This is a genomic window from Pseudomonas sp. GW822-FHT07A10, assembly GCF_058798795.1.
In genome coordinates, this window is the sequence record NZ_JBXAKV010000008.1 from 12,982 (window position 1) to 25,841 (window position 12,860).

General features: G+C 62.2%; 2 protein-coding genes. One reads left to right on the forward strand and one right to left on the reverse strand.

Features of this window, described 5'->3' with window-relative positions:
* Positions 1-2: 2 nt before the first annotated feature.
* Complete coding sequence (locus AC1RL4_RS14900) at positions 3-11,132, reverse strand: retention module-containing protein (protein WP_493119628.1); 11,130 nt, start codon at positions 11,130-11,132, stop codon at positions 3-5.
* A gap of 357 nt (positions 11,133-11,489) precedes the next feature.
* Between AC1RL4_RS14900 and AC1RL4_RS14905 the strand changes: the two genes are divergently transcribed.
* The gene (locus AC1RL4_RS14905) at positions 11,490-12,842 is read left to right on the forward strand and encodes a TolC family outer membrane protein (RefSeq protein WP_230174095.1); all 1,353 of its coding nucleotides are present in this window, start codon (positions 11,490-11,492) and stop codon (positions 12,840-12,842) included.
* Positions 12,843-12,860: the final 18 nt, after the last annotated feature.

Sequence of the window (12,860 nt, forward strand, 5' to 3'; positions counted from 1 at the left end):
TATCAGCTGTTGTTGTGATCGATCTTGATGGTCGGGTCACTGCCGGCAATCAGCGAGTTGATGCTGGCGCTGGACCAATTGTTACCTTCCAGTTTGATCGTCACATCCGGGGTGGCCGCTGCCGCGTCGGCGCCGTTGAACTTACCGGCGGAGCTGACTTGCAGGGACGACACGCCGTCCACGGTGGTGATCTTCAGGAAGTGGTCGATGGTGCTGCCGCTTTCACCCTGCAACAAATCACGCAGGTCGATGCGGTCGCCTTCGCTGGCCTTGAAGTCCTTGATCACGTCGCTGCCGGTGTCGCCAGCCTTCCAGATGAAGGTGTCGGCACCCGAGCCGCCAATCAGGATGTCGTTGCCTTGACCGCCGATCAGCGAGTCATTGCCGGTGCCGCCGAGCAGGATGTCATTGCCCTTGCCGCCGTCGAGGAGGTCGTTGCCGCCCTGGCCGAAGAGAATGTCGTTGCCCGCGCCACCCAGCAGCGTGTCGTTACCATCGTGGGCGCCAGACACGTCGAACGCGGTGTAGTGCTCGGTGATGTACTGGTGCACGTTGCTGGTGGTGACTTTGCTGACGTCGACGCCGGTTTGCTGGGCGACGAACGCCTGCATCGCCTGATAACCCTCGCCGGCAATGCCATTGAAGCTCACCAGATCGCCGAACAGGAGGTCGTTGCCGTCACCGCCGCTGACCGTGTCGGCACCCGGCATCGTCGCTTCGGTATGGCCGATGATCGAGTTGGCCAGGTCCTTGGGGTCGATGTTGGTTTGTGGCGTTTGATCCGAGTCGTACGGCTTGAGGTCGGTGAGGGTGACGTCCTTGTTCAGGCCGATGGCCTCCACCGTCGACACGTTGCTCAGCAACGTGAAGCTGCTGCTTGAATTGTCGATGGTAGTGGAATCGGTGCTGCTGCCGTTGCCGTCGCGATAGGACAGCTCGTAGGTGCCGTTACCCTCGGCATGCAGGGTGCCCAGTTCGGAACTGCTCCAGCGGCCAGAGTTTTTCAGCGTCTGCAGCGTGACGTTGCCGGCGCTGTCGATTGTCAGGTAGTGAGTACTGTCCAAGTAGTTGGAATAGGTCTGGCCCAACTTGTAGTTGGTGGTGGTGATGACGTCGTCGAGCTTCACGTTGCCGTACAAGGTCGGGTTGGTTTGCTCGCCGCTCTGGTAGTAGGTCGGCTTGCCGTCGGTGATGAAGTACGTGAGGTTCTTCGCGCCGGTGTTGGCAAGCGCGTCGGCACTCTGGAACCAGTTGGCCGTGGTTTTGAACACGTCCTCGTAGTTGGTGCCGCCGCCGGACGACATCGAATCCAGAACGGATTTGAGCAAGGTCAGCGCGTTCGGGTCGTTCAGGTTCACCGACACCGATTTGTTGACCTGGTTATCGAAGTCCGCCAGGAAAATATTCACGGTACCGGAGTTGCCGCCCAGGCTTTGCTTGAGGGTGTTGAACACCGCCGTCAACGAATCCTTGGCGGCGTTGATCGACGTGCTGCTCATGCTGCCCGAGCTGTCGACCATGAACGCGATGTTGTAATTGGTGCCCGGCACCACGGTCAGTCCGCCGATGTCGGCGACCATGATGTCGTTGCCGTCAGTGCCGGTGATCGTGTCGTCGGCCGCCGTGGCGGTCACGGCGTTGTAGACCGCTGGGTATACCGTGACCGGAATCTGCGCGGTGCTCAGTGCCGATCCGCCGAGTGCTTCGGTGGATGTCGAGGTCACGGTCAGGGTGAACTGGCCGTTGTAGTACGGCGGCGGGGTGACGGTCAGGCTGCCGAGGTTCCAGCCGGTAACGTTGGCTTCGCCGTTGGTGGTGGTGAAGGTGTGGCCCGCGCCATCGCTGAGCACCGAGCCCGTTGGCAGGCCGCTGATCTTCACGCTCAGGCTTTCAGAGCCGTCGGTGTCGGTCAGCGCGGTCTTGATCGCGGATAGGTGAACGCTGCTGCCTTCGGCGCCTTCGTTGAGTTTGTAACCGTCGTAGTAGCCTTCGCCATTGGTGCCGTGAAGGTCGGAAACCGTCACGCCAGAGGCGGCCAGATCCGCCACGCCGGTATACAGCGGTACGCCGGCGCTGCTCAGGTCGATCGCTGTACCGCCGTTGACCGACAGGTTGACGTCATAGCTGCCGGGGCCACTCTGGTTATGGTGGTAGATGTCCAGGGTGTAGTAACCGCTGGTGGTCGGGGTGAACGAACCGTTCAGCTTGCCGCCTGCACCCCAAGTCGTCGCGGCCACGTTCTTGCCACCGATGGTCACCAACAGGCTGTCATCGCCGGTGCCGCTGAAGGTGTATGTCTTGCCGGCTTCGAGGTAAATCAGGCCGGAGGTTTTCGAGGCCGTGCCGGCAGTGACACCGCCGTCGGACTGCACGTTGGTCACGGTGCCGGTGGAGTTCGGGGTGCCTGCGGCGTCGATGACCGATTTCAGCGTGCCGGACGGCGCGCCACTACCATCGGTGCCCAGGCCCGACAGGCCGGTCCAGACTTCCTTGATCAGGCCGGTGGACTTGACGCTGTTGTCCGCGACGCTCAGGGATGGCGCGTCGGCAACCGGTGTGATGTCGATTTTCACCGTACCGGTGTTGCCCAGCAGTTGACCATCGGTTGGCTGGAACTTGATCTGCGCGTAGTCCGTCTGGTTATTGCCCACGCCGCTGCCACCGTAGCCGTCAACGCCCGATTCGTTGGCATCCGGCGTGAAGCGCAACTTGCCGGCGTCGATGTCGGCCTTGCTGATGGTCTGGTTGGTCGTTACGTCTTTCCAGGTCGCACCGTCCAGGTACTGCAATTTGCCTTCGCCCGGCAGCTGAGTGATTTTCACCCCCAGGTTGGCGGCCGGGCTGTCGACATCACTGACGCCAAAGGTCGACCAGCCGAGGATCAGCGGGGTGTCTTCGGTACCGGTGACGTTAACCGGCGCGGCAGTTGGCGCGTCGTTCACGGCCACCACGTTGACGGTGGTGGTCGCGGTGTTGGAGTAATTGCTGCCATCGGTCACCGTCACGGTGATGATCCGCGGCACGGTGCTCGGATCCTCACTGTTGTTGGTGAAGCTGATGTTTTTGATCTGCTGCATGTAGTCGGCCAGCGTCGCGTTGCCCGACAGGGTCAGGGTGACCGTACCGTCCTGGCTGTTGGCGTTGATGCTGATGCCATTGACACTGTTGCCGAGGTTCAGCGCATCGCCCGGCTGACGGTTGGTCAGCACGATGGTGGCGCCGGTCAGCATCGTGCTGTCCGGGTCGGTGATGCTCAGGTCGGTGTCACCAATCGAGACGCCCTGGCCGGTGGTGCCTTCGGTGAAGGTCACGTTGTAGTTGGCCCCGGTGGCGCCGCTGGAGTTGTTGGCGTCCAGGTCGAGAACCGGCGCGGCATCGTTGTCGATGATCGAGGTGCTGACGCTGCCGTTGGTGCTGCTGACCGCGAGGTTTTCGAAGTTGCCGCCGGTGGCCGAGTCGATCTTGACCACGAAGTTCTCGGTACCCTCGGTGAGCTTGTCGTCCAGCGTCGCGACGTTGAAACTCGCGCTGCTGGCGCCGGCCGGGATCTTCACGGTGTACACGCCGGTGAAGTCCGAACCGTCGGCGGCGGTACCGCTGTAGACGATTTTCAGGGTCACTTCGGTCTGCGCCGGGTGGGTCAGGCTGACGGTGTAACTGGCGGTCTGGCCTTCGGTCACCGAGGTGCTGCCGCTGATGCTGACTTCGGTTTTGTCGATGGTATCGGTGACGGTGGTGACCGCCGGGGCAGTGCTAGGCACCAGGTTCTCGAAACTGCCACCGGTGGCGGTGGAGATGGTGGCCTGGACCGTGCCCGCATCTTTGTAAACGTCATCGGATGGAGCCGGGACATTGACGGTGCCGGTGGTTTTACCGGCATCGATGGTGATGACGGCACCGTTGCTCAGGGTCACGGTCACGGGTGTGCCGGCGGCGTTGGTCAGGGTCGCGGTGTAAACGATGGAACCACCTTCGGCTACCGAGTTGGATGCGCTCAGGCTGAGGTTGGTGGTGTCGACGGTGTCGGTCACGGTGGTGCTGACCGGCGTTTTGTCCGGCACCAGGTTTTCGTAATTGCCGCCGCTGACGTTGGTGATCGAGTTGGTCAGCGGAGCGTGGCCGGTCAACGCGTCGTTCGGCGCGGCGGTGGTCACGGTACCGGTGGTTTTGCCGACGTCGATGGTGATCGTCTGGCCGTTGGCCAGGGACACGGTGACCGGGCTACCCGTCACTGGTGCACCGACGGTCGCGGTGTAAGTGACGGTTCCGCCTTCGGCTGCCGAAGCGGTGGCATTCAGGGTCACGGTCGTGGTGTCGATCGTGTCGGTAACGGTGGTGACCGCCGGGGCAGTGCTCGGCACCAGGTTTTCGAAATTGCCACCGGTGGCGGTGGAGATGGTGGCCTGGACCGTGCCGGCGTCTTTGTAAACGTCATCGGATGGAGCCGGGACGGTGACGGTGCCGGTGGTTTTGCCGGCGTCGATGGTGATCACGGCACCGTTGCTCAGCGTGACGGTCACTGGCGTGCCGGCGGCGTTGGTCAGGGTCGCGGTGTAAACGATGGAACCACCTTCGGCTACCGAGTTGGATGCGCTCAGGCTGAGGTTGGTGGTGTCGACGGTGTCGGTCACGGTGGTGCTGACCGGCGTTTTGTCCGGCACCAGGTTTTCGTAATTGCCGCCGCTGACGTTGGTGATCGAGTTGGTCAGCGGAGCGTGGCCGGTCAACGCGTCGTTCGGCGCAGCGGTGGTCACGGTACCGGTGGTTTTGCCGACGTCGATGGTGATCGTCTGGCCGTTGGCCAGGGACACGGTGACCGGGCTGCCAGTCACTGGCGCACCGACGGTCGCGGTGTAAGTGACGGTTCCGCCTTCGGCGACGTTCGCGGTCGCAGCCAGCGAAACGGTACTGGTGTCGATCGTGTCGGTAACGGTGGTGACTGCCGGGGCAGTGCTCGGCACCAGGTTTTCGAAATTGCCACCGGTGGCGGTGGAGATGGTGGCCTGGACCGTGCCCGCGTCTTTGTAAACGTCATCGGATGGAGCCGGGACGGTGACGGTGCCGGTGGTTTTGCCGGCGTCGATGGTGATCACGGCACCGTTGCTCAGCGTGACGGTCACTGGCGTGCCGGCGGCGTTGGTCAGGGTCGCGGTGTAAACGATGGAACCGCCTTCAGCCACCGAGTCAGTTGCGCTCAGGCTGAGGGTCGTGGTGTCGACGGTGTCGGTCACGGTGGTGCTGACCGGCGTTTTGTCCGCCACCAGGTTCTCGTAGTTGCCGCCGCTGACGTTGGTGATCGAGTTGGTCAGCGGAGCATGGCCGGTCAATGCGTCGTTCGGCGCGGCGGTGGTCACGGTACCGGTGGTTTTGCCGACATCGATGGTGATCGTCTGGCCGTTGGCCAGGGACACGGTGACCGGGCTACCCGTCACTGGCGCACCGACGGTTGCGGTGTAAGTGACGGTTCCGCCTTCGGCGACGTTCGCGGTCGCACTCAGCGAAACGGTGCTGGTGTCGATGGTATCGGTGACGGTGGTCACTGCCGGGGCAGTGCTCGGCACCAGATTCTCGAAATTGCCACCGGTGGCGGTGGAGATGGTCGCCTGGACTGTGCCGGCGTCTTTGTAGACGTCATCGGATGGAGCCGGAACGGTGACGGTGCCGCTGGTTTTGCCGGCATCGATGGTGATCACCGCGCCGTTGCTCAGCGTGACGGTCACTGGCGTGCCGGCGGCATTGGTCAGGGTGGCGGTATAGACGATGGAACCGCCTTCAGCCACCGAGTCGGTCGCGCTCAGGCTGAGGGTGGTGGTGTCCGGTGTGTCGGTCACCGAGGTGTCCGCCGACTTGCCGTCGACTTCCAGCTTCTCGTAGTTGCCGCCCTTGGCGTCGTCGATCTTGACGCTCAAAGAGCCGCCGCCAGCCAAGGCATCGTTCGGTGCGGTGAAGTTGACGCTGGCGCTGCTGGCGCCGACTGGAATGGTGATGGTCTGGCCATTCGACAGGGTCACAACCACTGGCGAGCCGGTGACCGGCGCCGACACGGAAGCGGTGTACACCACGGTGCCGCCTTCGGCGACGTTCGCGGTTGCAGTCAGCGAAACGGTGCTGGTGTCGATCGTGTCGGTAACGGTGGTGACCGCCGGGGCAGTGCTCGGCACCAGATTCTCGAAATTGCCACCGGTGGCGGTGGAGATGGTGGCCTGGACCGTGCCCGCGTCTTTGTAAACGTCATCGGATGGAGCCGGGACGGTGACGGTGCCGGTGGTTTTACCGGCGTCGATGGTGATCACGGCGCCGTTGCTCAGCGTCACGGTCACTGGCGTGCCGGCGGCATTGCTCAAGGTGGCGGTATAAACAATGGAACCACCTTCAGCCACCGAGTCGGTTGCGCTCAGGCTGAGGGTAGTGGTGTCCGGTGTGTCGGTCACCGAGGTGTCCGCCGACTTGCCGTCGACTTCCAGTTTCTCGTAGTTACCACCCTTGGCATCGTCGATTTTCACGCTCAAAGAGCCGCCGCCAGCCAAGGCATCGTTCGGTGCGGTGAAGTTGACGCTGGCGCTGCTGGCGCCGACTGGAATGGTGATGGTCTGGCCATTCGACAGGGTCACAACCACTGGCGAACCGGTGACCGGCGCCGACACGGACGCGGTGTACACCACGGTCCCGCCCTCGGCCACGTTTGCGGTCGCAGTCAGCGAAACGGTGCTGGTGTCGATCGTGTCAGTAACGGTGGTGACCGCCGGGGCAGTGCTCGGCACCAGATTCTCGAAATTGCCACCGGTGGCGGTGGAGATGGTGGCCTGGACCGTGCCCGCGTCTTTGTAAACGTCATCGGATGGAGCCGGGACGGTGACGGTGCCGGTGGTTTTACCGGCGTCGATGGTGATCACGGCGCCGTTGCTCAGGGTCACGGTCACGGGTGTGCCAGCGGCATTGGTCAGGGTCGCGGTGTAAACGATGGAACCGCCTTCAGCCACCGAGTCGGTTGCCGACAGGCTGAGGGTCGTGGTGTCCGGTGTGTCGGTCACCGAGGTGTCCGCCGACTTGCCGTCGACTTCCAGTTTCTCGTAATTGCCGCCTTTGGCGTCGTCGATCTTCACGCTCAGGGAGTTGCCGCCCGCCAACGCATCGTTGGGTGCAACAAAGTTGACAGAACCGCTGCTCGAACCGACTGGAATGGTGATGGTCTGGCCGTTGGACAGGGTGACGACCACTGGCGAACCAGTCACCGGAGCAGTGACGGACGCGGTGTACACCACGGTCCCGCCCTCGGCCACGTTCGCGGTCGCAGTCAGCGAAACGGTGCTGGTGTCGATGGTATCGGTGACGGTGGTGACCGCTGCCGCTGGGCTGGTGGCCAGGTTTTCGAAATTGCCACCGGTGGCGGTGGAGATGGTGGCCTGGACCGTACCCGCATCTTTGTAAACGTCATCGGATGGAGCCGGGACGGTGACGGAACCGGTGGTTTTACCGGCGTCGATGGTGATGACGGCGCCGTTGCTCAGGGTCACGGTCACGGGTGTGCCAGCGGCATTGGTCAGGGTCGCGGTGTAAACGATGGAACCGCCTTCAGCCACCGAGTCGGTTGCCGACAGGCTGAGGGTCGTGGTGTCCGGTGTGTCGGTCACCGAGGTGTCCGCCGACTTGCCGTCGACTTCCAGTTTCTCGTAATTGCCGCCTTTGGCGTCGTCGATCTTCACGCTCAGGGAGTTGCCGCCCGCCAACGCATCGTTGGGTGCAACAAAGTTGACAGAACCGCTGCTCGAACCGACTGGAATGGTGATGGTCTGGCCGTTGGACAGGGTGACGACCACTGGTGAACCAGTCACCGGAGCGGTTACGGAAGCCGTGTAGACCACGGTCCCACCCTCAACAACACCCGCGGTAGCAGTCAGCGATACAGTGCTGGTATCAATGGTATCGGTCACGCTGGTGACAGCGGCCGTCGAGTCAGTCACCAGATTCTCGAAATTGCCACCCGCCGCATCCTTGATCGTCACTTCGACCTGGCCGGCATCTTTATAAACGTCATCGGCAGGGGCGGTGACGCTCACGCTGCCGGTGGTCGCGCCAGCGGCGATGGTGATCACGGCACCGTTGCTCAAGGTCACGGTGACCGGCGTGCCAGCCGGATTGGTCAGGGTCGCGGTGTACAGAATCTGACCACCTTCGGCCACTTCGGCGGACGCCGACAGGCTCAGGCCGGTGTCGTCTTTCGAGTCGGTGATGGTGGTGAGCGCTGGCTCGGTGCTCGGGGTCAGTTGCTCGAAATTGCCGCCGGTGGTGCCGGTGATGGTGGTGCTGACAGTGCTGCCGTTGTTGTAGACGTCATTGACCGGGGTTTCGACCGTCACGCTGCCGGTGGTCTTGCCCGCTTCGATGGTAATGACCGAGCCATTGCTCAAGGTCACGGTCATTGGCGTGCCGGCCGGGTTGGTCAGGGTGGCGGTGTAGGTGATCTGGCCGCCTTCAGTGACGGTGCCGGTGGCGCTGAGGCTCAGACCGGTGTTGTCGATCGAGTCGGTAATGGTGGTAACGGCCGGGGTCGGGTTCGGCACCAGGTTTTCGAAGTTGCCGCCGGTAGCGCCGGTGATGGTGGTACTGACGGTGCTGCCGTTGTTGTAGACGTCATTGGCCGGGGTGTCGACCGTCACGCTGCCGGTGGTCTTGCCCGCTTCGATGGTAATGACCGAGCCATTGCTCAAGGTCACGGTCATCGGCGTGCCGGCCGGGTTGGTCAATGTGGCGGTGTAGGTGATCTGGCCGCCTTCAGTGACGGTGCCGGTGGCGCTGAGGCTCAGGCCGGTGTTGTCGATCGAGTCGGTAATGGTGGTGACGGCCGGCGTGGTGCTCGGTACGAGGTTCTCGAAGTTGCCGCCGGTAGCGCCGGTGATGGTGGTGCTGACGGTACTGCCGTTGTTGTAGACGTCATTGGCCGGGGTTTCGACATTCACGGAACCGGTGGTTTTTCCGGCTTCGATGGTGATGGTCGAACCGTTGGACAGGGTGACGGTGACCGGCGTCTGCGCCGGGTTGGTCAAAGTGGCGGTGTAGGTGATCTGGCCACCTTCAGTAACGCTGCCGGTGGCGGTCAGGGTCAGGCCGGTATTGTCGACGGAATCGGTAATGGTGGTAACGGCCGGGGTCGGGTTCGGCACCAGGTTTTCGAAGTTGCCGCCGGTAGCGCCGGTGATGGTGGTACTGACGGTGCTGCCGTTGTTGTAGACGTCATTGGCCGGGGTGTCGACCGTCACGCTGCCGGTGGTCTTGCCCGCTTCGATGGTAATGACCGAGCCATTGCTCAAGGTCACGGTCATCGGCGTGCCGGCCGGGTTGGTCAATGTGGCGGTGTAGGTGATCTGGCCGCCTTCAGTGACGGTGCCGGTGGCGCTGAGGCTCAGGCCGGTGTTGTCGATCGAGTCGGTGATGGTGGTGACGGCCGGCGTGGTGCTCGGTACGAGGTTTTCGAAGTTGCCGCCGGTCGCACCGGTGATCGTGGTGCTGACGGTGCTGCCGTTGTTGTAAACGTCATTGGCCGGGGTTTCGACATTCACGGAACCGGTGGTTTTTCCGGCTTCGATGGTGATGGTCGAACCGTTGGACAGGGTGACGGTGACCGGCGTCTGCGCCGGGTTGGTCAATGTGGCGGTGTAGGTGATCTGGCCACCTTCAGTAACGCTGCCGGTGGCGGTCAGGGTCAGGCCGGTATTGTCGACGGAATCGGTAATGGTGGTGACGGCCGGGGTCGGGTTCGGCACCAGGTTTTCGAAGTTGCCGCCGGTAGTGCCGGTGATGGTGGTGCTGACGGTACTGCCGTTGTTGTAGACGTCGTTGGCCGGTGTCGGAACGTTGACACTGCCGGAGGTGTCGCCAGCAGCGATGGTGATGGTCGAACCGTTGGACAGGGTCACGGTAACCGGCGTCTGCGCCGGATTGGTCAGGGTCGCGGTGTAGGTGATCTGACCGCCTTCGGTGACAGTCGAGCCAGCCGTCAGGGTGACGGTGGTGGTGTCGACGGAATCGGTAATGGTGGTGACGGCAGGTGTCGGGTTCGGCACCAGGTTCTCGAAGTTGCCGCCGGTAGCGCCGGTGATGGTGGTGCTGACGGTGCTGCCGTTGTTGTAGACGTCATTGGCCGGCGTCGGCACGTCCACGCTGCCGGTGGTGTTTCCAGCGGCGATGGTAATGGTTGAACCGTTGGACAGGGTCACGGTAACCGGCGTCTGCGCCGGATTGGTCAGGGTGGCGGTGTAGGTGATCTGGCCACCTTCGGTGACGCTTGGGCCCGCTGTCAGCGTGACAGTGGTGGTGTCGATGGTGTCGGTGACCTGGGTCACGGCCGGAGTGGTCGGCGGGGTGACCACGATACCGCTGCCGCCCGTGGTACCAGTGACGGTCACGTCGATCTGGGTCGGATCGTTATAAACAGTGTCGTTCGGCGCCAGCGGAACGTTGACGGTACCGGTGGTCTGGCCGGCTGTGATCACGATCACCGCGCCATTGGACAGGGTGATGGTCAGGTCGGTCAGCGGTGCCTGAGTCAGGGTCGCGGTGTAAACCAGCACGCCACCGGCCTCTGTGATGGTCGGCGTGGCACTCAGGCTCAGCGTTGATTCGCGCAGGGCGTTGGTGCTGGTATCGGCCGTCTGACCACCGGTGGTGTTTTGTGTTGCCGAAGCCGCAGTGGCGAGGCCTGCGGTCGGGAAGCCAATGGTCGGATCGACCCGGGCAGCGGTTGCCTCCAGAGCCACGAAGCTGTGGCCGCCACCGGCAGCGCCGCCCGCGCTCGCGGCGGTCGGGCCGGCAGCAGTGGCTTCAAGCGCGGTGGTCGGGTCGGCTCCGGCAGCGATGGCTTGCTGCAGTTCGTCAACCGATGGCGCCGCTTGTGCGGTGGCTTGCGCAAGGTCGGTGCTGGAGTCCGGATTGCTGCCACTCCACTGAGTGTCGCGGCCCAGGTCCAGGGTCCGGCCGTCAGCCAGTTCAAGGGTAATGGCGCCGGCGGCACCGGTGTCCACCTGGTCGCCCACAAACAACCGGTCGCCTTCAACGAGTACGCGGCGGATGCCCTCTGGGGACACCGCGAAAACCTGACCAACAATGCTTTTGACGATGGCAACAACACTGCTCATTGAAGACTCTCCGGGTGTCACGTTCAGTTGACTTCCATGAACCGCTCGGGCGTGTTCGCCGATCGGGGCTGGACGTTCTTACAAAATTCGATGCATAACTTTGACGCGCGAATCGTCAATAATTTGGCTATATTTTTTCGAAATTAACTTTATGCCAAACTATTGACCTTATGGGAGCCATCCTAAACAATCGTCCAAGTAATGTCACATTGATATTTATGCGGCGACCTGTCCTACAGCGTGTGATCCAGTTCCGATTTTGAACTTTCCGACATACGGTCATTCCGGTTGCCACCATGCGATGCAGCGCCATGTTCTGCAGTGATTCAAGACAAGAAGTCCCGGGAAATTCCAACTATGCGTTTGCACCTGTTCAAGGTTCTACCCTTCGCCTTTGCCGCCAGCGTTGTTCAGGCGCAAACCCTTCCGCAGGCCATGCAACAGGCACTGGATGTCCATCCGGAAATCCAGGCAGGGGTCAATAGTCGGCTGGCCGCGGATTATCAATTAAAGGCTGCAAAAGGTGGATACCTGCCACGGGTCGATCTGCTGGGCGGTTATGGTCGCGAAGGCACCGACAGCGTCACCACCCGTGCCGCTGGCGGCAGCAACCACTGGGAAACGCTGAACCGTAGCGAGTCAAGTTTACGTCTGTCGCAGATGGTTTTTGACGGTTTTGCGACGTCCAGCGAAGTGGGGCGTCAACAAGCCACCGTTAATTCCCGTGCTTATTCCTTGATGGGCACCTCGGAACGCACCGCGTTGACCGTGGCTCAGGTTTATCTCGATGTGCTGACCCGCCGCGAGTTCGTGCGCCTGGCCGAAGACAACCTGAAAAACCACGAACGGATTTTTGACCAGATCAAATTGCGTACCCAGCGCGGCGTGGGCAGCGGCGCCGACCTCGATCAGGCCGAAGCGCGTATGGCCCAGGCCCGCAACAACCTGATCACCGAGCAGACCAACCTGGCAGACGCCCAGACCAACTTCCTCAGTGCCGTCGGCCAAATGCCCGATCAACTGGAGCGGCCTGCCGATTTTATGGCGCTGTTGCCGGCCAACCTGAATGAAGCCCGGGCGCAGATGCTGGAAAACAGCCCGATCCTGCGTTCCGCCGAATCGGATATCGCTGCTGCCGAGAAACAGTACGAAGCCGCCAAGTCGAGCTTCTACCCGCGCTTCGATGCCGAGCTGGGTCGCACCGCCGACAACGACCTCGATGGTCAGAACGGTCACAACAACGAATGGCAGGCCATGCTGCGCATGCGCTTCAATTTGTTCGCCGGTGGCAGCAACAAGGCCGATCTGGAATCCAAGTCCTACCTGTCGAACCAGGCGCTGGATATCCGCAACAACGCCCTGCGTGTGTTGAATGAAGAACTGGGCCTGGCCTGGAATGCCTTGAACAACGCCAACGCCCAGGTGCCGATCGCCCAGCAATATGTCGATCGCAGCGCCAGCGTGCGCGGCGCGTATCAGAAGCAATTCAGCCTCGGCGAACGGACGCTGCTTGACTTGCTCGACAGTGAAAACGAGCTGTTCACCGCTTCCCGTCGGCTGGTCGAGATCAAAAACATTCAGTTATTTACTCAGTACCGAATCAAGGCGACCATGGGCGAATTGCTCAAAAGTCAGGGCGTGGTCGCACCGTTGGCATCCGTTGTGCAGAATGACGTGAAGCCCAAGGTCCAGCTGCCTGGGATGAATTGAGTCCTGCCCCATTTCAAC